The sequence below is a fragment of the Streptomyces sp. NPDC002536 genome (assembly GCF_053594995.1).
Map to the genome: position 1 here is coordinate 1 of NZ_JBSFWU010000036.1, position 21156 is coordinate 21156.

The 21156-nt window shown below is 71.7% G+C and carries 24 protein-coding genes; 12 read left to right on the top strand and 12 right to left on the bottom strand.

Features of this window, described 5'->3' with window-relative positions; all coding sequences use genetic code 11:
- The first annotated feature begins 207 nt into the window (after nt 1-207).
- Both ACWD4B_RS15730 and ACWD4B_RS15735 read left to right on the top strand, forming a co-directional pair.
- Complete coding sequence (locus ACWD4B_RS15730) at nt 208-1224, top strand: alpha/beta hydrolase (RefSeq protein WP_451421251.1); 1017 nt, start codon at nt 208-210, stop codon at nt 1222-1224.
- 223 nt (nt 1225-1447) lie between these two features.
- Nucleotides 1448-1690: a DUF6087 family protein gene (locus ACWD4B_RS15735; RefSeq protein WP_336416123.1), complete on the top strand. Its 243-nt coding sequence runs from the start codon at nt 1448-1450 to the stop codon at nt 1688-1690.
- Here the strand turns inward: ACWD4B_RS15735 and ACWD4B_RS15740 are convergent.
- Together ACWD4B_RS15740 and ACWD4B_RS15745 are read right to left on the bottom strand one after the other, a co-directional pair.
- Nucleotides 1658-2446 carry an alpha/beta fold hydrolase gene (locus ACWD4B_RS15740; RefSeq protein ID WP_451421252.1) on the bottom strand — a complete coding sequence of 263 codons (789 nt, stop codon included), beginning with the start codon at nt 2444-2446 and terminating at the stop codon, nt 1658-1660. The genes ACWD4B_RS15735 and ACWD4B_RS15740 overlap by 33 nt on opposite strands.
- A gap of 53 nt (nt 2447-2499) precedes the next feature.
- Nucleotides 2500-3285 carry an alpha/beta fold hydrolase gene (locus tag ACWD4B_RS15745; RefSeq protein ID WP_451421253.1) on the bottom strand — a complete coding sequence of 262 codons (786 nt, stop codon included), beginning with the start codon at nt 3283-3285 and terminating at the stop codon, nt 2500-2502.
- A gap of 59 nt (nt 3286-3344) precedes the next feature.
- On the opposite strand from ACWD4B_RS15745, the gene ACWD4B_RS15750 reads away from it, so the two are divergent.
- A complete protein-coding gene (locus ACWD4B_RS15750; protein WP_451421254.1) occupies nt 3345-3683 on the top strand; it encodes a MerR family transcriptional regulator in 339 nt (112 codons plus the stop codon).
- A gap of 196 nt (nt 3684-3879) precedes the next feature.
- Here the strand turns inward: ACWD4B_RS15750 and ACWD4B_RS15755 are convergent, their stop codons facing one another.
- The 5 genes from ACWD4B_RS15755 to ACWD4B_RS15775 all read right to left on the bottom strand — a co-directional run bounded on the left by ACWD4B_RS15755 (nt 3880) and on the right by ACWD4B_RS15775 (nt 7826).
- On the bottom strand, nt 3880-4638 hold the full coding sequence (locus tag ACWD4B_RS15755; protein WP_451421255.1) for a succinate dehydrogenase iron-sulfur subunit: 759 nt from the start codon (nt 4636-4638) through the stop codon (nt 3880-3882).
- Nucleotides 4638-6392 (bottom strand): succinate dehydrogenase flavoprotein subunit, encoded by a 1755-nt coding sequence (gene sdhA, locus ACWD4B_RS15760; RefSeq protein ID WP_451421256.1) that lies wholly within the window; start codon nt 6390-6392, stop codon nt 4638-4640. The genes ACWD4B_RS15755 and sdhA overlap by 1 nt, the downstream gene beginning before the upstream one ends.
- Before the next feature lie 20 nt (nt 6393-6412).
- Nucleotides 6413-6886, bottom strand: a complete 474-nt coding sequence (locus tag ACWD4B_RS15765) for a succinate dehydrogenase hydrophobic membrane anchor subunit (RefSeq protein WP_451421257.1) — start codon at nt 6884-6886, stop codon at nt 6413-6415.
- 9 nt (nt 6887-6895) lie between these two features.
- Complete coding sequence (gene sdhC / locus ACWD4B_RS15770) at nt 6896-7276, bottom strand: succinate dehydrogenase, cytochrome b556 subunit (protein ID WP_390782150.1); 381 nt, start codon at nt 7274-7276, stop codon at nt 6896-6898.
- A gap of 154 nt (nt 7277-7430) precedes the next feature.
- Nucleotides 7431-7826, bottom strand: coding sequence for a hypothetical protein (locus tag ACWD4B_RS15775; RefSeq protein WP_451421258.1), 396 nt, complete (start codon nt 7824-7826; stop codon nt 7431-7433).
- 41 nt (nt 7827-7867) lie between these two features.
- On the opposite strand from ACWD4B_RS15775, the gene ACWD4B_RS15780 reads away from it, so the two are divergent.
- From ACWD4B_RS15780 to ACWD4B_RS15810, 7 genes are all read left to right on the top strand, one after another.
- A complete protein-coding gene (locus ACWD4B_RS15780; protein WP_451421259.1) occupies nt 7868-9490 on the top strand; it encodes a family 20 glycosylhydrolase in 1623 nt (540 codons plus the stop codon).
- Between the two features lie 223 nt (nt 9491-9713).
- The gene (locus ACWD4B_RS15785) at nt 9714-11789 is read left to right on the top strand and encodes a glycosyltransferase family 4 protein (RefSeq protein ID WP_451421260.1); all 2076 of its coding nucleotides are present in this window, start codon (nt 9714-9716) and stop codon (nt 11787-11789) included.
- 248 nt (nt 11790-12037) lie between these two features.
- Nucleotides 12038-13045, top strand: coding sequence for a DUF4328 domain-containing protein (locus tag ACWD4B_RS15790; RefSeq protein ID WP_451421261.1), 1008 nt, complete (start codon nt 12038-12040; stop codon nt 13043-13045).
- Nucleotides 13026-13766: an RNA polymerase sigma factor gene (locus ACWD4B_RS15795; protein ID WP_451421262.1), complete on the top strand. Its 741-nt coding sequence runs from the start codon at nt 13026-13028 to the stop codon at nt 13764-13766. The genes ACWD4B_RS15790 and ACWD4B_RS15795 overlap by 20 nt, the downstream gene beginning before the upstream one ends.
- The gene (locus tag ACWD4B_RS15800) at nt 13766-14827 is read left to right on the top strand and encodes a hypothetical protein (protein WP_451421263.1); all 1062 of its coding nucleotides are present in this window, start codon (nt 13766-13768) and stop codon (nt 14825-14827) included. Before ACWD4B_RS15795 ends, ACWD4B_RS15800 begins: the two co-directional genes overlap by 1 nt.
- A 185-nt stretch (nt 14828-15012) precedes the next feature.
- Nucleotides 15013-16650, top strand: a complete 1638-nt coding sequence (locus ACWD4B_RS15805) for an acyl-CoA mutase large subunit family protein (RefSeq protein WP_451421264.1) — start codon at nt 15013-15015, stop codon at nt 16648-16650.
- A 44-nt stretch (nt 16651-16694) separates the two neighbouring features.
- Nucleotides 16695-16910 carry a hypothetical protein gene (locus ACWD4B_RS15810; protein ID WP_336416138.1) on the top strand — a complete coding sequence of 72 codons (216 nt, stop codon included), beginning with the start codon at nt 16695-16697 and terminating at the stop codon, nt 16908-16910.
- A gap of 21 nt (nt 16911-16931) precedes the next feature.
- Here ACWD4B_RS15810 and ACWD4B_RS15815 read toward each other — a convergent pair whose 3' ends face one another.
- Together ACWD4B_RS15815 and ACWD4B_RS15820 are read right to left on the bottom strand one after the other, a co-directional pair.
- Complete coding sequence (locus ACWD4B_RS15815) at nt 16932-18395, bottom strand: alpha/beta hydrolase (protein ID WP_451421265.1); 1464 nt, start codon at nt 18393-18395, stop codon at nt 16932-16934.
- Between the two features lie 75 nt (nt 18396-18470).
- A complete protein-coding gene (locus tag ACWD4B_RS15820; RefSeq protein ID WP_451421266.1) occupies nt 18471-18683 on the bottom strand; it encodes a DUF4287 domain-containing protein in 213 nt (70 codons plus the stop codon).
- A gap of 140 nt (nt 18684-18823) precedes the next feature.
- Here ACWD4B_RS15820 and ACWD4B_RS15825 point away from each other — a divergent pair, with 140 nt between their 5' ends.
- Nucleotides 18824-19129 (top strand): SH3 domain-containing protein, encoded by a 306-nt coding sequence (locus ACWD4B_RS15825; protein WP_451421267.1) that lies wholly within the window; start codon nt 18824-18826, stop codon nt 19127-19129.
- A gap of 95 nt (nt 19130-19224) precedes the next feature.
- Here the strand turns inward: ACWD4B_RS15825 and ACWD4B_RS15830 are convergent, their stop codons facing one another.
- Complete coding sequence (locus tag ACWD4B_RS15830; protein WP_451421268.1) at nt 19225-19443, bottom strand: hypothetical protein; 219 nt, start codon at nt 19441-19443, stop codon at nt 19225-19227.
- Between the two features lie 225 nt (nt 19444-19668).
- Between ACWD4B_RS15830 and ACWD4B_RS15835 the strand changes: the two genes are divergently transcribed.
- The gene (locus ACWD4B_RS15835; protein ID WP_451421269.1) at nt 19669-20067 is read left to right on the top strand and encodes a hypothetical protein; all 399 of its coding nucleotides are present in this window, start codon (nt 19669-19671) and stop codon (nt 20065-20067) included.
- A gap of 58 nt (nt 20068-20125) precedes the next feature.
- On the opposite strand, the gene ACWD4B_RS15840 is transcribed toward ACWD4B_RS15835, so the two are convergent.
- Nucleotides 20126-20557 carry a cupin domain-containing protein gene (locus ACWD4B_RS15840; protein WP_451421270.1) on the bottom strand — a complete coding sequence of 144 codons (432 nt, stop codon included), beginning with the start codon at nt 20555-20557 and terminating at the stop codon, nt 20126-20128.
- 52 nt (nt 20558-20609) lie between these two features.
- The gene (locus ACWD4B_RS15845) at nt 20610-21095 is read right to left on the bottom strand and encodes a GNAT family N-acetyltransferase (RefSeq protein WP_451421271.1); all 486 of its coding nucleotides are present in this window, start codon (nt 21093-21095) and stop codon (nt 20610-20612) included.
- Between the last annotated feature and the right edge of the window lie 61 nt (nt 21096-21156).

Genomic DNA, 21156 nt, shown 5'->3' on the forward strand with positions numbered 1-21156 from the left:
CTCACAACCTAGCGCCTGTTGGGTGTGGGGTTTTTGGGGGGGGGGCCCCCCCCCCCCGGGGGGGGGGGGGGCCCCCCCCCCCCCCGGCCCCCGGGGAACTGCGCGACCAGCCACCGCCGGCCCGCACTTTCGACAGGGGGCTGGGCGCAGCCCCCGGCGCCGGGGGCTCTTAGAAACCCTCTTAGAACGCGCAGCGACCGTGGCAGCATGGCTACTGCACCCAAACGCCGGCTCGCCGTGGCGGCGATCATCGCTGTTGCCCTCGGTCTCATCGCCTGGCCCGTTCTCAGCTCCTTCGGCCTGTTCTCCGACAAGGGCGACTCCATGAGCTTCGGCCAGGGGAGCAGCGGCTCCGCCGGCGAATCCGGCACGCTCATGCCCACCGGCCCGAAGGCCGACTTCAAGGTCGCCAGTACCGTCCAGGACGGCACCAAGATCGGCGTCGTCACCCTCGACGGCAAGAAGTCCGGCTTCAAGGGCAAGGTCTGGGTCTGGGCGCCCAAGCAGTACGACGACCCGAAGTACCGGAACAGCGGCTTCCCCGTGCTGATCGCGCTGCCGGGCGGCAACGGCTATCCGGTCAACTACTGGATGGGTACGGACCTCAAGCTGCAGCAGTCGATCAGCGAGTGGTCGAAGGAGGGCAAGAGCCTGCCCTTCATCGTCGCCATGCCCGTCCTGAACCCGGACGACAAGAACTACTACGACGGCAGCGACATACCGGGCCGGCCCAAGATGGGCACCTGGCTCACGGAGGACGTCCCCGACCTGATCAAGGCGAACTTCCGCACCCTGAAGCAGCGCGAGGGCTGGGGCTTCATGGGCTCCTCGTCGGGCGGTTTCGCCGGGCTGAAGGCGGTGCTGCAGAAGCCGGACCGCTTCAAGGCCGTGATCGCCTCCGGGCCGGACATCGTCCCCGACTCGCCGCTGTGGGCGGGGCACGAGAAGGAGAAGGCCGCCAACAACCCCCAGGTGCTGGCAAAGCAGTTGATCAAGGCCAAGGGGCCGGACGTCTATCTGGCCTTCCAGGTCGGCACGAAGGAGAAGACGGCGATGAAGAACGTGAAGGACTTCGTCGCCACGTACGGCAACAAGGGCCCGGTGCACACCCTGCTCAGCGAGATACCCGACGGCGAGCACAACGCCAAGACCTATGTGCCCAACATGGGGACGGGGCCGATCGAATGGATCAGCAAGCAGATGCAGGGGCCCGTGGCGGGGTGAGAGGTGCCCTGTAAGGGGCGCGGGGAACTGCGCGACCAGCCACGATGCACCCGCAGATGCCCCGGACCCTGCGGCGCTGCGTCGGCTGCGGGCCGTCGGTGGCCGGTCGCGCAGTTCCCCGCGCCCCTTACAGGGCACCGTGGTGCCGCGTGACGAAGAGCCGAGGACCATGCGCGTGCGCGAAACCCCCACCCGCACCGGCGGCTTGCGGCACCCTGGAGGGATGGCCGAATACCGCCGCCCCGACGATCCCCTCGCCGCCTACGAACGGCGGCGCCTGGCACCGCAGGGGGAGGCGCGGCGGCACCGGCCGTGGCACGGCGGCGGGAGCCATGTCCGGCCCGGCGAGCCGCGCGTGCTGCTGGAGTGGGACGGGTTCGCCTACCAGGTGGCCGGGATCGCCCCCGACCTCCCGGCCGCGCGGGCCTGGGTGTCAGAGGCCGTGCCGCCCCAGGAACTCCAGTAGCAGCTTCTGCCACTCCTCCTGGCGCTCGACCATCACGGCGTGCCCCGCCTCGATCTCCGCGTACTCGGCCCCCGGGATACGGCCCGCCAGCAGGCGGGAGTTGGCGGGGGACACCAGGTTGTCCCGGGTCGTGGCCACGACCAGCGTCGGCACCGTGATGCCCGGCAGGTCGGCCGTCGTGTCGGCCGTCGCGACCAGGCCCGCCTGCTCCGCCGTGCCGTCGGGAACGGACGAGGCCAGGAGGTGCAGCAGCGCCGGCACCTGGTCCTGCGGCAGCGCGTTGAAGAAGTCCGTGCTGAAGGAGCTCAGCGCGCTGAGGCGGGCGTAGCCCTTGCGGTCGTCCGCGGCCAGCAGCGTGCGCCACAACTCCAAGGAGGCCAGCATGCGGTTGTCCGGCCGTGCCATGCCCGCGGTCAGCACGAGCCCGCGGACGCGCCCGGGATGCCGCGCCGCCGCCCGTACGGAGACGAGCGTGCCGAGCGAGTAGCCGACCAGGGTGAAGGACTCCACACCCGCCCCGGTCGCCGCGGCCACCAGCGCGTCGGCCAGCCCGTCGAGGGTGAGCGGGCCGGGCGCCAGGGGAGACCCGCCCGACCCGGGGTAGTCCGGGGCCACGACCGTGTGCCGCTCGGCCAGCGCCGGCATGAGCGCGGCGAAGTGCGCCGTGGCGCTGCCGCCCGCGCCGTGCGCGAGCAGCAGGCCGGGGCCCGTCCCGCGGACGGTGGTGTGGAGCGGCGGCAGGGTTATGGGTGTCATGGGCACGAGGTTGCCACGCGGCACGGGCCCCGGCTGCGTGAGCTGTCTCACCGTCAGAGACCGTGTCTGCGCAGGAAGTCCAGGATCAGCCCCTCCCACTCCGCGTACCGCTCGTGCATCACCACGTGGCCCGCCGCGATCTCCGCGTACTCCGCCCCCGGGATGTGGTCCGCGAGGTAGCGGGAGTTCGACGGGTGGAGGAGTTCGTCCTCCGTCGTCGCGACGACGAGCGTCGGCACGGCAATGCCCGGCAGGTCGCCGGTCGTGTCCACGGTCCGTACCAGCGCGGCCTGTTCGGCGGAGCCCGCGGGCCACAGCGCGGGGTCCGGGGTGAGCAGTGCGTCCGCCTCCGCCTGCGGAAGGCCGTTCAGGTGCCGGCGCGACCAGCCGGTCAGCGCGCGGGACCGCGCGAAGGCCGCGTGGTCGCCCCGCTCCAGCAGGTGCGTCCACAGGCCGAGCGTGATGTCCGCGTGCCGGTCGGGCCGGGCCAGGCCCGCGGTCAGGACGAGCCCGCGGACGCGCTCGGGGTGCCGCGCCGCCGCCCGTACGGAGACGGCGGTGCCCAGGGAGAAGCCGACGAGGGTGAACGTCTCCACACCGGCCGCCACGGCGCGCTCGACCACGGCGTCGGCGAGCCCGTCGAGCGTCAACGGGGCGGTGGCGCGCGGAGTCTCGCCCGAGCCGGGGTAGTCCGGGGCGACGACCGTGTGGCCCGCGGCCGCCAGGGCCGGGGCGAGGGCCGCGTAGTTGTCCGCGATGCTCCCGGTGGCGCCGTGGGCGAGCAGGATGCCGGGGCCCGAGCCGGTGACGGTGGTGTGCAGGGCCGGAATGTTTGTCATGTCCGACAGGTTGCCCCTTGACGCCGGTGTCAACGTCAAGTCCGGAGGGGGAACGGGGCATGCGGATCGGGGAACTGTCGCGGCGTACGGGCGTGAGCGCGCGGTCGCTTCGCTACTACGAGCAGCGGGGGTTGCTTGCAGCATGCCGTGATGCCAGTGGGTACCGCCGGTACGGGGCCGATGCGGTGGAGGCCGTCGGCCGGATCCGCGAGCTGCTCGCGGCGGGGCTGAGCACCGAGGCCATCGGCGAGGTGCTGCCGTGTGCCCACGGCGGGGCGGGGCTGGTGAGCTGCGATGTCACGCTGCGCGTGCTGGGGGAGCAACTGGCGCAGATCGACGCGGAGATGGCGGAGCTGGGGCGTCGGCGCGAAGCGCTGATGGCGCTGGGCGCCCCGTAAGGGGCGCGGGGAACTGCGCGATCAGCCACCGCCGGCCTGCAGCCGACGCACCACCCCGGGGGTCCGGGGTGCAGCCCCGGGTCCTCGACTGCGGCCACGTCGTGGTTGCTCGCGCAGTTCCCCGCGCCCCTGACGGGGCGCGAAAGGCCCCGCTCCCGGGAGGGGAACGGGGCCTTTTCGCGAGCTGTCCGCAGGACTAGAAGCGGCGCGTGATCAGCGCCCGCTTCACCTCCTGGATCGCCTTCGTGACCTCGATGCCACGCGGGCAGGCGTCCGTGCAGTTGAACGTCGTGCGGCAACGCCACACGCCGTCCTTGTCGTTCAGGATCTCCAGGCGCTGCTCACCGGCCTCGTCACGCGAGTCGAAGATGAAGCGGTGCGCGTTGACGATCGCCGCCGGGCCGAAGTACTGGCCGTCGTTCCAGAACACCGGGCAGGAGGAGGTGCAGGCCGCGCACAGGATGCACTTCGTCGTGTCGTCGAAGCGCTCGCGGTCCTCCGCGGACTGCCGGCGCTCGCGCGTCGGCTCGTTGCCCTTGGTGATGAGGAACGGCATGACGTCGCGGTACGCCTGGAAGAACGGGTCCATGTCGACCACGAGGTCCTTCAGGACCGTCAGGCCCTTGATGGGCTCGACCGTGATCGGCTTGGCCGGGTTGATGTCCTTGATCAGCGTCTTGCACGCCAGACGGTTCTTGCCGTTGATGCGCATGGCGTCCGAGCCGCAGATGCCGTGGGCGCAGGAGCGGCGGAAGGTCAGCGAGCCGTCCTGGTCCCACTTGATCTTGTGGAGGCCGTCGAGGACCCGCTCCTTGGGGTCGATCTCCAGCTCGAAGTCCTGCCAGATCGCCTCGTCCGAGACCTCCGGGTTGAACCGGCGGATGCGGAAGGTGACCTTGATGTTGTGCGAGGTCTGCGCCTCGGCCTCGAGCTTGTCGAGAGTCGCGGTGCTCATCAGTACTTACGCTCCATCGGCTGGTAGCGGGTCTGCACGACCGGCTTGTAGTCGAGGCGGATGCCGTCCTTGCCGGACGCGTCCGTCTCGCGGTACGCCATGGTGTGCCGCATGAAGTTGACGTCGTCGCGGTTCGGGTAGTCCTCGCGGTAGTGACCGCCGCGGGACTCCTTGCGCGCCAGCGCGGACACGGCCATCACCTCGGCCAGGTCGAGCAGGTTGCCCAGCTCGATGGCCTCCAGCAGGTCGGTGTTGAAGCGCTTGCCCTTGTCCTGGATGGACACGTTCTTGTAGCGCTCGCGCAGCTCGGCGATCTTCTCGACGGCCGTCTTGATGGTCTGCTCGGTGCGGAAGACCATGACGTTGGCGTCCATGGTCTCCTGCAGCTCCTTGCGGAGCACCGCGACCCGCTCGGTGCCGGTCGAGTTGCGCAGGTTCTCGACCTGCTGCTCGACGAGCTCGGCCGGGTTCTCCGGGAGCTCGACGTACTCGGCCCGGTCCGCGTACTCGGCGGCGGCGATGCCGGCCCGGCGGCCGAACACGTTGATGTCGAGCAGCGAGTTGGTGCCCAGGCGGTTGGCGCCGTGGACGGACACGCAGGCGACCTCGCCGGCGGCGTACAGACCCGGAACGACGGTGTCGTTGTCGGCCAGCACCTCGCCCTGGACGTTGGTCGGGATGCCGCCCATCGCGTAGTGCGCGGTGGGCTGGATCGGGATCGGGTCCGTGTAGGGCTCGATGCCGAGGTAGGTGCGCGCGAACTCGGTGATGTCCGGCAGCTTGGCGTCCAGCTGCTCCGGCGGCAGGTGGGTGAGGTCCAGGTAGACGTGGTCGCCCTCGGGACCGCAGCCGCGGCCCTCGCGGATCTCCGTGTAGATGGAGCGGGAGACGACGTCGCGGGAGGCGAGGTCCTTCATGACGGGCGCGTACTTCTCCATGAAGCGCTCACCGTCCTTGTTGCGGAGGATGCCGCCCTCGCCGCGGGCGCCCTCGGTGAGGAGGATGCCCATGCGCCAGATGCCCGTCGGGTGGAACTGGAAGAACTCCATGTCCTCCAGCGGCAGGCCGCGGCGGTAGCAGGCGGCCTGGCCGTCACCGGTCAGGGTGTGCGCGTTGGAGGTCACCTTGAAGAACTTGCCGGTGCCGCCGGAGGCGTAGACGACCGACTTGGCCTGGAAGATGTGGAGCTCGCCGGTGGCGAGCTCGTACGCCACCACACCGGCCGACTGCTTGACGCCGTCGACCTCGGTGATGAGCTGGTCCAGGACGTAGAACTCGTTGAAGAACTCCACGCCCTCCTTGACGCAGTTCTGGAACAGCGTCTGGAGGATCATGTGGCCAGTGCGGTCGGCCGCGTAGCAGGCACGGCGGACCGGGGCCTCGCCGTGGTTGCGGGAGTGGCCGCCGAAGCGGCGCTGGTCGATGGTGCCGTCCGGGGTGCGGTTGAACGGCAGGCCCATCTTCTCCAGGTCGAGGACCGCGTCGATGGCCTCCTTCGCCAGGATCTCGGCGGCGTCCTGGTCGACCAGGTAGTCACCGCCCTTGATCGTGTCGAAGGTGTGCCACTCCCAGTTGTCCTCCTCGACGTTGGCGAGGGCGGCGGCCATGCCGCCCTGGGCCGCGCCGGTGTGGGAGCGGGTGGGGTAGAGCTTGGTCAGCACCGCGGTGCGGCTGCGCTTCGTCGCCTCGATGGCGGCGCGCATGCCGGCGCCGCCGGCGCCGACGATGACGGTGTCGTACTTGTGGATCTGCATGGTCTCGTCAGCCCCGGGCTCTAGCGGATGTTCGGGTCGAAGGTGAAGATCACCAGCGTGCCCAGCAGGACGGTGAACACCGTGGCCGTGTACAGCAGCATCTTCAGCCAGAAGCGGGTGTTGGCCCGCTCCGCGTAGTCGTTGATGACCGTACGCAGGCCATTGGCGCCGTGCAGCATCGCGAGCCACAGCATGATGAGGTCCCAGGCCTGCCAGAACGGCGAGGCCCAGCGGCCGGCCACGAAGGCGAAGCCGATCTTGCTGACGCCGCCGTCGAGGACGAGCTGGATCAGCAGGTGGCCGAGGACCAGGACGACCAGCACGATGCCGGACAGCCGCATGAACAGCCAGCCGTACAGCTCGAAGTTCGTGCGCGTGGACTTCGGGGTCTTCTTGGTGCGCTTACGGGGCGGCTCGATGACCGGAGCCGGGTTGTCCACGTCGTAGAGCGACACGGACTCGTTCACCGCGGGGGTGGTGGTTTCAGCGGACATCTCGCGTCATCAGCTCCCGAACAGCGTGCGCAGCGTGTGGCTGAGCACGGGGTAGAAGGCGCCTGCCATCAGCACGACCCAGACACCGACGACCGTCCACAGCATCTGCTTCTGGTAGCGCGGGCCCTTGGACCAGAAGTCCACCGCGATGACCCGCAGGCCGTTGAGAGCGTGGAAGAGGATGGCGGCGACGAGGCCGTACTCCATCAGATTGACGACGGGTGTCTTGTACGTCGCGACGACGTTGTCGTAGGCCTCGGGCGAGACACGAACGAGCGCGGTGTCGAGGACGTGCACGAACAGGAAGAAGAAAATGAGGACGCCAGTGACTCGATGAGCCACCCAGGACCACATGCCTTCCCGGCCGCGGTACAGCGTTCCAGCCGGCACGGAAAACCCTCCGGGAGCGGGGATTGGGGCCAGCCGGCTCTACTGTCGGTCGGGCCCGGCCGGGTACGGTCCACCGGCCCTGGCCATCGTAGCGACGCCTTGTCGGTTCGGTATCCCGGGGTATGGCAGGTGTGATCAAACAGGCACGTACGGGCTAGCCGCCGATGGCGTGAATCTGCTCGCCACGGGCCGTCAACCGCTCGCGCAGGGTGCGCAGGAGCAGGTCAAAGGCCTCCTCGGGGCCGCTGTCCGGGGCCGGGGGAAGCAGCAGCGGCTCGCCGAACCGGCTCTCGTAGGCCGCATGGGCGACCCGCAGCGCCTCGTCGGCCTCCGCGGAGATGTCCGGCGTGCCCGGGGAAACCGGGGCGGGCCGGTCCTTTCGATCGAGTCGGTCGAGAACGTGCAGGGTGGGCTCCTCGGTGATCGTGGCGAAGCCTGAGCGGGACCAAAACGTAACGACAGTTCTCGGCCACTGTCCGACGGATGCGCGAATTTCCTTCGTACGGGTCGTACGGGCGTCCTTCCGGGCGGGTCCTCGCCGTCCATGCACGGAAAAAACCTATCTTCTCCCTGAATGGGAGGTTTTGCTCCATGCGACTGTCCAAGCGACTGCCCGTCAGGATCACCCGCACGGCGGCCATCCGGGGGACCGTCTCCGCCCTCGCCCTCCTCGCCGCCATGTCCGTCATGGGCTGCCCCCGCACCTCCGGCAGCCACCGCGCCAAGGACGACGCCCGCTCCCTCCCGGCCTCCGCCGCGCCCTCCTCCACGGCCCCCGCACCCCCCGGCCCGCCGCGCGTCGTCCCCGCCGTGCGCTCCTTCACCGCTGCGGGCGGCCCCGGCTGGCGGCCCGGGACCGGGGCCCGGGTCGTCGCCGACCCCGGCGGGCCGCTGGCCGACGCGGGCCGCCGGCTCGCCGACGACCTCAAGCTGAGGCTCGACGCCGGCCCCGCCCGCCGCGGCGACGTCGAGCTCGCCCTGCGCCCGGGGCAGAGCGGCGGGCCCGAGGGCTACGAGCTCACCACCCACGACGGCAAGGTCCTGATCACCGGCGCCGACGAGGCCGGCGTCTTCTACGGCACCCGCACCGTCGTCCAGGCCGTGCGCTCCGGCGGCGGGCTGCCCGAGGGCACCGTCCGCGACAGCCCCGACCGCCCCCAGCGCGGCCTCAACCTGGACATCGCCCGCAAGTACTTCCCCGCCGACTGGATCAAGGACCGGCTGCGGCAGATGGCCGACCTCAAGCTCAACCAGCTCGGCCTGCACTTCTCCGACGACCAGGGCTTCCGCATCGACAGCGACAGCCACCCCGAGATCGTCTCCGGCCAGCACCTCACCAAGGCCGAGGTGCGCAGCATCATCGACCTCGCCTCGTCCCTGCACATCGCCGTCGTCCCCGAGATCGACTCGCCCGGCCACCTCGGCGCCGTCCTGAGCGGCCACCCCGACCTGCAGCTGCGCGACGCCAAGGGCACCGTCGCCCGCGGCGCCGTCGACATCGCCGACCCGGACGCGGCCACGGTCGTGGACGACCTCATCCGCGAGTACGCCGGCCTCTTCCCCGGCCCCTGGTTCCACCTCGGCGCCGACGAGTACCGCGCCCTGATGAGCAAGGACCCGCAGGCCGCCTACCCCCGGCTCGCCGAGGCCGCCCGGCAGAAGTACGGACCCGATGCCAGGGTCCAGGACCTCGCCACCGGCTGGCTCAACGACCGCGCCGCCCTCGTGCGCTCCCTCGGCAAGACGCCCAAGGCCTGGAACGACGGGTTCTTCACCGACGGCGTCGTCACCCCCGACAAGAACATCGAGGTCGAGTACTGGACCGGCAAGGAGCTGGGCGCCCGGCCCCCCACCGAGTACCTGAACGAAGGACGCCCGCTGGTCAACCTCAACGACGAGTACCTCTATTACGTCCTCGGCGAGCCCAACCAGTTCCGTTACCCGACCGGCGAACGCATCTACGGTCAGTGGTCGCCCGCCGTCGTCCGCGGCACCACGCCCGTCCCCGCAGGGCAGGCTGGGCCCGACCGCATCCTCGGCGGCCGGTTCGCGATCTGGTGCGACAAACCCGACGCCCAGACACCCGACCAGGTCGCGAACGGCATCCGGCTGCCCCTGGCCGCCACGGCCCAGCGATTGTGGGACCCGGCGAAGCCCCAGCAGTCCTGGCAGGACTTCACCGCGCTTGTGGGGCGGGTGCTTCGCGCCCCGTAGGGGCGCGGGGAACTGCGCGAGCAACCACGACGCACCCGTAGCCGAGGTCCCCGGGGCTTCGCCCCGGACCCCAGAGGCAATGCGTCGGCTGCAGGCCGTCCGTGGCCGGTCGCGCAGTTCCCCGCGCCCCTACGGGGCGCGATCCCCTAACCTCCAGGGGTGAGGCGGGAGCGCGCTCGGCCGCGCCCCCGCGCACTGCACGCGCACCGGAACTGAGGGCACGATGAAGATCGAATTCCTCCTGCACAACGCCTACGGCATCGGCGGCACCATCCGCTCGACCGTCAACCTCGCAGCCGCCCTCGCCGACCGGCACGACGTACGGATCGTCAGCGTCAACCGCCCCGCCGACGAACCCGAGCTCACCATCGACCCCCGCGTGCGCCTCACCCCGCTGCTGGACTTCCGCGAGGGCGAGGAGAGCGAGGAGTACCGCTCGCCGCTCAACCAGCGGCCCAGCGCCCTCTTCCGCGACGAGCGCATCGACAACGGCCTGATGGCCGCCACCGCCCTCACCGACGAGAAGGTCGCCGCCCACCTCGCCGCCACCGACGCCGACGTCGTCATCGCCACCCGCCCCAAGCTCATCGGCTACCTCGCGGAGTACGGCACCGGCCGCTACCTGCGCCTCGGCCAGGAACACCTCACCCACGAGGCCCACGTCCCCGAGCTGCACGCCGTGATGGACCCCGCCATCGCCGCCCTCGACGCCTTCACCACCGTCTCCGAGGCCGACGCCGGCCACTACCGCGAGGCGCTCCCGGACGCCAAGGCGAGGATCCTCGCGATCCCGAACGCCGTTCCGGCACCCGTGGCCGAGCCCTCGGACGGCACCTCGAAGATCGTCGTGTCCGCAGGCCGGCTCGTCTCCGTCAAGCGCTACGACCGGCTGATCGCCGCCTTCGCGCAGATCGCCGCCGAGCGGCCCGACTGGAACCTGCGCATCTACGGGCGCGGCCCCGCCAAGCCGAAGCTGCGCAAGCAGATCGAGGACCTGGGCCTCTCCGAGCGGATCACGCTCATGGGCGCCCGCTCGCCCATCGAGACCGAGTGGTCCAAGGGCGCGGTCGCCGCCGTCGCCTCCGACGCCGAGTCCTTCGGCATGACCATCGTCGAGGCCATGCACGCGGGCCTGCCCGTCGTCGCCACCGACTGCCCGCACGGGCCGCGCGAGATCATCACCGACGGCACCGACGGCATCCTCGTCCCGCTCGACGGCGACGCCACCGTCGACACCTACGCCGCCGCCCTGCTGCGGCTCACCGGCGACCCCGCCCTGCGGAGGCGCCTCGGCGCCGCCGCCCGGCAGGCCGCCCACCGCTACGAACCCGCCGCCGTCGCCCGCCGCTACGAGGAGCTCTTCGAGGAACTGCGCCCCGGCAGCACCACCGCCGCCCCCGCCCGGAAGGGCGGCCTGCTGCGCGGCCTGTTCGGCGGCGGACGCGACAAGCCGAAGCCGGTACCCGCACAGCGGGCCGGCGCCGCGCACCCCGAGGCCCGCTGCACGGTCGGGGCCGACGGCTCCCTCGTCGTCCGGCTGCGCGCCGGCCAGCTCACCGCCGCCGACACGCATCTGCTGCTGCGCCACCGCGGCAGCAAGGGCAAGGAGGCGGTGCGGGTCGCCCTGCCGCAGCAGCCGGGCGGCGCGGACGGCTGGGTCGAGGCCCGGCTCGAGCGCGGGGCGCACACCCTGTCCGAGGGGCGCTGGGACACCTACACCGAGCGCTCCGGCGACAAGAGCCGCCGCCGGCTGGCCGCTTCGCTCGTCGAGCAGAAGGCCCTGCTCGGACTCCCGCTCGGCCGCGGCCCCCAGGGCGTCACCGCCTGGGTGCCGTACGGGACCAGCGACGGCTACCTCGCCCTGCGCACCTGGCTGCGCCCGGAGCACGCCGAGGCGACGGAGGTCCGGGTGGGGGGTGAGGGCATCACAGTGACGCTGGAGGCCCTGGGCACGTCCTTCGGCGAGGGCGCCGAACTCGTCGCCCGGCTGCGGGGCGCCGACGGTGCCGTGGGCGACGTCCGCGTGCCCCTGGAGAACGGCACCGGCTGCCTGCCCTGCGCGCCGATGAGCACCCGGCGCGACCCGGAGCAGGACCTGTGGGACCTGTGGGTGCGCCCGGCGAAGGGCGCGGCGCTGGTGCGGGTCGGGCGGATCGCGGGCGACTTCGCGGACCGCAAGGGCGTCGACACCTTCCCGGCGGCGGCGCACGGGGACGCGCTGCTGCGGCCGTACTTCACGGTGACGAACGACCTGACGGTGAGCGTGAAGGACGCGGCGGCCGCGGAGGCGGACGCCTGACGGTCCGGCATTGCGGACGGAGGACGGCCGGGGCCGCCACCCCCCACAGGAGTGGCCCCGGCCGTCCGCCCGTTGCGAACCCTGGCAGGGCACGCATTAACTACAGCGCCGTAGACGGAAAATTCGTCACACCCTCGCTCGGGTGTGCGAAGGCGATTCTGGACGTGGGCATGTCTATGCCCGTAACGTGCGGGTCCGCGCCGTTCGGCGCACCTGTTCAACGTGCCGGTACCCGGGGGGTCAGCCAGATGTATCCGTGCGGTCGCTGCCGCGCCGTCGCCGTGGGGCCGGACAGCCGCTGTGCGGCGTGCGGGGCCGTCGGGCTGCCGCCCGCGCCGGCGTATCCGTACCCGTACCCGGCGGGGCCGGTGGTCGCACCGGCCGGCGGCATCGACCTGCGGCGGGGCGTGCGCATCGCGCTGACGGTGCTGCTGGTGCTGAACCTGCTCCTGCTGCTCCTCATGGTCGCCGCGGCCGGCAACGAACGCGCCGCGCTCGACGCCATGCTGAGCGACGGCCTCACCGATGCCACGACACGCAAGGCCGACGACGCCGACAACGCCGCCGCGGTGCTGTCGCTGCTCCACGTCCTGGCGTTTCTCGCGGCGGGCGTGCTGTGGGTCGTCTGGTTCCGCCGGGCACGCCTCAACGCCGAGGTCTTCGCGCCCGGTACGCACCGGTTCGGCAGCGGCTGGGCGGTCGGCTCGTGGGTCACGCCCGTCGTGAACCTCTGGTTCCCCAAGCAGATGGCGAACGACATCTACCGGGCCAGCTCCCCGGCGGGACCGCAGGCCGCCCCCAAGGGGCTGCTCAACTCCTGGTGGGTGCTGTGGATCACGGCGAACGTCCTCAACTGGATCGCCGGCACGATGGAGGCGGTCGCCGAGGCACGGGTGAAGACCGCGACCAAGGGCGGTCACTACAGCCTCGACGACTGGCGCAGCGACGCCGAGTCGCTGAAGTCCGCCCTCGCGGTCGAGGTCCTGTCGACGCTGCTGCTCGCCGTCGCCGCCCTGCTCGCCCTGCTCGTCGTGCGGCAGTTGTCGCGGATGCAGGAGCAGCGGGCCGCGCTGGGCCCGCAGTTCGCCCCGCCGTTCGCACCGCAGCCCGCCCCGCCCATGGCCATGGGCGCCCCGGCCTGGCCCGGGATGCCGCCCGCCCCCGCGCCCTACGGCGCGCCCGTCCACCCGCCCGTACCGCCCGTGCCCCCCGGACCGCCGCAGAATCCTTTCGGCAATGGTCCGGCGGGCTGCTGAACAGCGGAATCCGCACGTGGTGCAGGATGAGACCGTGCAGGGGGACGACGCCGAGCTGACCGCCGCGGTGCACGCGGCGCAGGGCGGGGACGAGACGGCATTCCGTACCGTCTACCGCTCCGTGCAGCCCCGCCTGCTCGGATACGTCCGCACGCTGGTCGGCGAGGCGGACGCGGAGGACGTCGCCTCGGAGGCGTGGCTGCAGATAGCCCGCGACCTCGGACGGTTCAACGGCGACGCCGACCGGTTCCGCGGCTGGGCGGCCACCATCGCCCGCAACCGCGCCCTCGACCACATACGGATGCGCGGCCGCCGCCCCGCGATCGGCGGCGACGAGAGCGAACTCACCGGCCGCGCGGGCGACGCGGACACCGCCGGAGAGGCCCTGGAGGCCCTCGGCACCGGACACACCCTCGCCCTCATCGCCCAGCTGCCGCAGGACCAGGCCGAGGCGGTCGTGCTGCGCGTGGTCGCCGGCCTCGACGCCAAGAGCGCCGCCGGAGTGCTGGGCAAGCGCCCCGGCGCGGTGCGCACCGCCGCGCACCGCGGCCTGCGCAAGCTGGCCGAACTGGTGACGGCGGGCGGGGCACAACAGGAGGCAGGGGCCGACGCAGTCCCCGGACAGCGGCAGGCGCACGGGTCGCCCGGGAGCGGAAGCACCGGAGGCAGTGCTTCTGCAGGTGTGACGCAATTGCGCGCGCGGACGCAGAAGGACATGTGATGGCCGACGATCGCCGGTACGACTGGCTGGATGACGACGCCGTGGAGCGGCTGCTGCACGGCGAGGCCCTCGCCGGCACCCTGGCCGGGGACACGGCGGACGACCGTGCCCGGGCCGATGCCGCACGGCTGGACGCCGCCCTCGGCGCGCTCCGGGTCCCGGCCCCCGCGGACGACACACCCCTGCCCGGGGAGGAGGCCGCACTCGCCGCCTTCCGGACGGCCCGGGCCGCCGAGCGGGACATGGCCGTCGCCGCCGCGCCCGCCGGCTCCGCCGCCCCCGTCGTACGGATCGGCCGCACCGCCGCACGCGCCGCCGCCGCCCGCTCCCTGCTGCGCCGCCCCGCCCGCTCCGCGCTGGCCCTGGCGCTGGCCGGGTGCGCCCTGGGCGGGGTCGCGGTGGCGGCCGGCACGGGCGTCCTGCCCGCCCCCTTCGGGCGCGGCGGCCGTGAACCGGCGCCCGCCACGAGCGTGGTGGCCGACAGCGACACCGAGACCCGCGCACCCGCCACCGGCGAACCCCGCACCGGCCCGTCGCGCGGCACCGCCGACAGCGGGCACGGCCGCAGCACCGCACCCCCGGCCCCCGGCAGCGCCGCGCCGGGCGACGGCGCGAGCGCCACACCCGGCGGCGGACCCGGCACCGCCTCCCCGACGCCCGCGCCCCCGCAGCAGGACCAGGGCCACGGCAAGGACGACGGCCGCAAGGGCGACGACGGCCACCCGGCCGTGATCGCCAAGCTGTGCCGCGACTACCAGGACGCCACCCGGCGCAACAGCGGCAAGGGGGTCGACAACGACACCCTGAGCGCCCTGGAGCGCGCCGCGGGCGGCGCCGCCGTGCGCGCCTACTGCGACCACGTGCTGGGCACCTCCGGCCCCTCCGCCTCGGGCGGCGGTTCCGACGACCAGGGCGAGGACACGGAAGGGAACGGCGACCTGCGCACCCCCCTGCGCTCCGTCCCGCACCCGCTCATCGGCCTCCCGGACCTCTCCCGGACGCCGGGTGTGACGTCGGGTGCGACGCCGGGTGTGACGTTTTCGGAGCCCCTGGCGCTGTAGAGAGTGAGCCGACTGGTCATCGGCGCGCAGGAGCCGGAGTTCCCCCCATACCGTCGGCTCCTCGCATGTGGCGCGGGCGGGACTCTTCCCCCGGTCCTGCCCGCGCCCCCCCTTCTCCCTCCTCCTCGTGTCCCGGCCCCGCACGCGACGCCCGCGCCTACAGTGGCTGTGGGAGGAGTGCAGCCATGGCACACGAATCCGAAGCCAATCCGGCTTCCTCACTTGCAGCGCTTGAGGACACGTCCCGCCTGAGCGAGTCCGGACTGCCGGTCGAACCGGTCTACGGCCCGCAGGACCTCGCGTCCTGGGACCCCGGGAAGCAGCTGGGCGAACCCGGTTCGTACCCCTACACCCGCGGCGTCCACCGCACCATGTACACCGGGCGCCCCTGGACCATGCGCCAGTACGCCGGCTTCGGCACCGCCGCCGAGTCCAACGCCCGCTACCGGCAGCTCATCGCCCACGGCACCACCGGCCTGTCCGTCGCCTTCGACCTGCCCACGCAGATGGGGTACGACTCGGACGCGCCGCTCGCCCGCGGCGAAGTGGGCAGGGTGGGGGTGGCCGTCGACTCCGTCGACGACATGCGGGTGCTCTTCGACGGCATCCCGCTCGGCGAGGTGTCGACCTCGATGACCATCAACGCCCCTGCCGCACTGCTGCTGTTGCTCTACCAGCTCGTCGCCGAGGAACAGGGCGTCCCCGGCGACCGCCTCACCGGCACCGTCCAGAACGACATCCTCAAGGAGTACATCGCCCGCGGCACCTACATCTTCCCGCCCGCACCCTCGCTGCGCCTGACCGCCGACATCTTCCGCTACTGCCAGGCCGAGCTGCCCCGCTGGAACAGCATCTCCGTCTCCGGCTACCACATGGCCGAGGCCGGCGCCTCGCCCGCACAGGAGATCGCCTTCACCCTCGCCGACGGCGTCGAGTACGTCCGCGCGGCCGTGGCGGCCGGCATGGACGTCGACGACTTCGCCCCGCGCCTGTCCTTCTTCTTCGTCGCGCGCACCACGCTGCTGGAGGAGGTCGCCAAGTTCCGTGCGGCGCGCCGCATGTGGGCCCGGCTGATGCGGGAGGAGTTCGGCGCGAAGAACCCCAAGTCGCAGATGCTGCGCTTCCACACGCAGACGGCGGGCGTGCAGCTGACCGCGCAGCAGCCGGAGGTGAACCTGGTCCGCGTCACCGTCCAGGCCCTGGCCGCGGTGCTGGGCGGCACGCAGTCCCTGCACACCAACTCCTTCGACGAGGCCATCGCCCTGCCCACGGACAAGGCCGCCCGGCTCGCCCTGCGCACGCAGCAGGTCCTCGCCCACGAGACCGATGCGACGGCGACGGTCGACCCGTTCGCCGGCTCGTACGCGGTCGAGTCCATGACGGACGACATCGAGGGCGCGGCCCTGGAACTCATGGACGAGGTGGAGTCGCTCGGCGGTGCCGTCGCCGCCATCGAGCACGGCTTCCAGAAGAACGAGATCGAGCGCAATGCGTACCGGATCGCGCAACAGACGGACAACGGCGACCGGGTGGTCGTCGGCGTCAACCGCTTCCGCCTGGAGGAAGAGGAACCGTACGCGCCCCTGCGCGTGGACCCCGCCATCGAGTCCCGCCAGCGCGAACGCCTGGAACGCCTGCGGGCGGAGCGGGACGGCAAGGCGGTGAACGCGGCGCTGGGCGCGGTGCGCAAGGCGGCGGGGAGCAAGAAGCCGAACGTCCTCCACCCCATGAAGGAAGCGCTGCGCGCACGGGCGACCGTCGGGGAGGTGTGCGACGCACTGCGCGAGGTGTGGGGCACGTACACCCCGGGGGAGTCGGTCTGACGCCCCTGGTCCAGGGCCCTTCGCGCGTGGGTCACACTGGTGAGATGTCCTCACCCCGCCGGGCCTGCCCCGTTTGCTCCCGCGAGATCGCCGTCGTCGGCGGCCGCTACGCCCGTCACGACCCGCCCGGCCGCCGTGTCGTCTCCTACGAACTGACCTCCTGCCCCGGCTCGCGCCGCTCGGCCCCGCTGCTGTCGACGGAGCCGCGGCTCTTCGACCCGGAGGAGCCGCCGATGGCGGGGCAGCAGCAGCTGTTCTAGCTCTTGGGCAAGGCCTTGGGGCTAGGCCTTGGGGCAGAACGCGTCGCCGTCCGGCCGCTTGCCGTCCGTCAGGAAATCGGTCACCTTCCGGTCCCCGCAGGCGTTGCCGTTGGCGAGGTACGAGCCGTGCCCGCCGGCGTCGACGGACACGAGCCGGGCCCGGTCGCCGAGGGCGCGGCGCATCGCCAGGGCACCGGTGTACGGCGTGGCGGGGTCGCGCAGGTTCTGCACCATGAGGATGTTCGAGGGCCCGTCGGAGGTGATGCGGGCGGGTTTGTCGGCCGGGTCGTGGTCCCAGAAGGTGCACGCCGAGACGTTCGCCGGCATGCCGGCCGTGAGCGGGTGCCGGACGCGGTCGGCGGCGACGGCGCGTCCGTAGGAGGCGACGGAGCGCGGCCAGCGTGTGTCGTTGCAGATGACCGCCATGCCCACGGACGCATCGCGCTGCTGCAGTGTGAGGTACTCGGGACGGGGCATGGTCAGGGGCCGGTCGGAGAGGGCGGCGCGGAAGAAGTCGCCGAAGTCCTGGAACTGCTTGTCGGAGTAGAGGGCTCCCTGCAGCATCTGCCGCAGCAGATTGCCGGTGAGGAGGTGCCCGTCCGTGAACTTCTTCGGCTCGCGGTCCAGCTTCGCGGCGGTCGAGAGGAACAACGGCCGTACGTCCTCGGCGCGTTCGGCGATGCCGTGCTCGGCCGCCCAGGCGGCGAAGTCGGGGAAGCGGTCGTCGGCACCGACGGCCATGTTGGCCAGCCAGCCGCGCTCGACGCGCGCCGGGTCGGGGTCGCCGGTGCTGTCCAGCACCCAACGGTCGGTGTGCTGCGGGTACTTCTGGGCGTACTCGGCGCCCACGTACGTCCCGTACGAGACGCCGTATGCAGACAACTTCCGCTCGCCGAGGGCCTGTCGGAACCGCTCGATGTCACGGACCTCGTTGGCGGTGGACATGCTGCGCAGGACGGCACCGCCGTTGCGGGCGCACTGCTCGGCGATGCGGCGCGAGTGCTCGACGTTCGCGGCGATGCTCCCGTCGGGGGCGGGCCAGGACCGGTAGGTGGTGATGTCCCGGTCCTCCTCGGAGAGCCCGCAGTCGGCCGTGCTGCTGCCGCCGACCCCGCGCGGGTCGAGCCCGACGATGTCGTACGCACCACCGGTCTCCTTGCGGACCTGCTCCGCTCTGTTCTTCACCATGCCCACCCCGGATCCCCCGGGCCCGCCGGCGATGAGCAGCAGGGTGCCGCGGCGGTGGGAGGGGTGATCGGTGCGAAGTCGCGTGACTGCCAGGTGGAGTTGCTCGCTGTTGGGCTTGCGGTAGTCGAGGGGGACGGGGAGCGTGGCGCACTCCCGGGCGTCGCCGGCGGAGGCGCCGTCGCAGGGATGCCAGGAGAGGGAAGGTGCGGAGGCCGTGGCGTGGGCGGGTGCGGTGAGGGTGGCGGCTATGGCGGCGGCGGAGAGGGTGAGGAGGAGGGGGCGGTGAAAGGTTGTCATGGGGCAAGTGTGTTTGCAGAGCGCGCACTTGCCCACCCGGCTGGCCTTTCCCCTAAGGGTGGGGGTAGCCCCCCTTTACTCGCGGCCGTTCTCGGCGAGGGTGTGTGCAACGAGGGCGTTGGCGTGTCCGTGGCCGAGTCCGTGCTCGGTCTTGAGCCAGGAGACGAGCTCCATGTGCTTGGCCAGGGGCGAGGAGCGGATGAGGTCCTTCCATTCCGCCACGGGGCGGCCGTACTTCTTCTCGATGGCGGGGAAATAGCTGGCAGGGCCCTTCACGGTCTCAGTCATGCGGGCAGTGTGGCACGGCCCTCTGACACTGCTGCGGGGGCCGGAGCGGCGGCCCGTTTCATGATCATGTTCATGGTAGGTTCCCTCCGTCGGGACCAAGATCAACTCTCCCGGCGAAGCGCATCTGCAAGGAGAACCACGTGAGTTCAGCAGTACGGGGGAAGGGCCGCGGCAAGCGCGCCGCGGCACTGGCGGGCCTGATGGTCGCCACGGCGATCGGCGGCGCGGCACTGTCGGCTCCGGCCTACGCCGACGACGTCAACGGCCACTGCACGGGCGAGGGCGTCCGCATCCGCGCGGCCGCCAGTACGGACGCTTCGGTCGTCGGTCTGTGCTACAGCGACCACCGCCTCGGGCTCCGCGACGAGTCGGGCGACTGGGTCAAGGTCTACGACTTCGACACGGACGTCTCGGGCTGGATGTCGCGCAGCTACTGGAGCTGGTGACCGGCGGGCCGTGTACGGCCCGACGGGTGGGTGGCCCGGTTCGCCAGGGATGGCGGGCCGGGCCACCGGTGTCGGGTGCACCCGCCCGGCTGTGGTCAGAGGTTGTAGCAGGTGCCCGTCCGGCCCGAACGCCAGCTCTTGCCATGGCTCTTGACCTTGCAGTTGTGGGCGTCCCGGTGGCTCAGCACCCTGCCGGTGCAGCCGCGGGCGCTGTAACAGTTGTCGAGGGCCAGGACGTCCGCGGCCATCGCGGGCCCGCCGGAGAGGATGGCGGCCGCGGTCAGGGCGATCACGGTGTACAGAGCCTTGCGCATGAACTCCTCCTGAGGGAAGCGATCAGAACGAGTGGCGCGTCGGTCATTCCGTGTACGGCCGCACAGCCTAGGGGGCGGGGCGCGGGCGGTCGACGGCGAGGGGCATGACTTCAGGCCGACTTGAAACCGTCAAGATGGCCGACCGGGTGTTGATCTTGAGTAGGGGACCGGGTGCAGAATGTGACCATCCGTTTCCGATCCCCTTTCGATCCAAGGAGTCAACACATGTCACGAAGCGCGTTACGCCTCGGTCTGGCCGCCGTGACGGTCATAGGCCTCACGGCCACCGCGGCCCCGGCCGCCACCGCTGCCGAGTCAGGGGCTGACAACACTTGCCGCAAGGGCGAGTTCTGCCTCTTCAGCGGCGCGCACCAGACCGGGAAGATCCTCTACCGGGTCAACGTCAAGGTCACCAAGACCGGCTTCACCTTCCCCGAGGTCGACGCCCTCGACCCCGTGATCACGCCGCGCTCGGCGTACAACCCCATCCCCAACGACTTCGGCTGCATCGTGCGTCTCAACGATCAGACGCACTTCGCCGGTTCCGAGCAGGAGATCGACGGCTTCGGCGCGAAGGAGCTGAGCGGTGCACCGGTCGGCTCCATGGTGAGCGACTGCGGCTGACCCGCGGTACGGGGCCGGGCGGTGCGGCGGCTCCGCTCGGCCCCTTTGCCGGGGGGGCTCATCCGGCTCCGACGAGCAGGGTTCCGAGCCGCTCTTCCAGCCAGGCCGGCAGATCCAGCAGCCGGACACCCTCCTGCTCGTTCGGGTCCGTTCGCGCGACGAGGCACACCATGTCCTCGGTGCCGTTGTTCACCGGCATGTGCGGGGTGTCTGCGGGGATGTAGATGTAGTCGCCGGGGTGCAGCACCGTCCGCTCGGCCAGCCCTTCCCCGTGCCACACCTCGACCTGGCCGGACTGGACGAAGATGGCCGACTCGTGGCCCTCGTGCAGGTGCGGGCGGCCCCGGGTGCCGACGGGCATCACCAGCCGGTGGAGGCACAGCCCCTCCGAACCGGCCGACTGGGCACTGATGCCGACCCCGAACGTGCCGCCCTGGACGCCTTCGTACTGCCCGGTCCGGACGACTGCGCACTGCTTCTGATCTGTCACGCGCGCAGTACAACAGCTCACCCGTGACGAACGATCGTTTTGGGCCAAGGACTTACGGATGCGAGCTGTCCAAGTCCAGCTCGCCCACGGTCTGATCGCCGCTCGTTTCTCCGGTCGTCCGGAAGCCGAGGCCGAGGTAGAACCTTTCGGGCCCGTCCTCGCCCGGGTGCCAGCTGGTGGTGAGGCGGGTGCCGCCGCGGCGGCGGATCTCGGCGGCGACGGACTCGACGGCGAAGCGGCCGTAGCCGCGGCCCTGTTCGCCGGCGGCGATGTTGAGGCGCCAGAGGCCGGAACGGATGTCGGTGCCCGTGCCGTCGCCGGCGAAGTCGATGTCGAAGAAGGCCATGAGGAAGCCGACGGCCCGGTCGCCGTCGAGGATGAGACGGGGCCAGGCGATGTCGGGGTGGGCGTAGGCCTCGGCGAGGGACTTCACGACGGGTGAGACCAGGTGCTCCTGGTCGGGGCGGACCTTCAGGGCTATCGCGGCGTCGAAGTTGGCGGGGGTGATGGGTTCCAGGCGGAGCGCGCACTGCTTCATGCGGGAACGGTATCCAGCCGGTCAAGCGACTTTTCGCGGCGCTCCGGCGTGTGCGCCGATG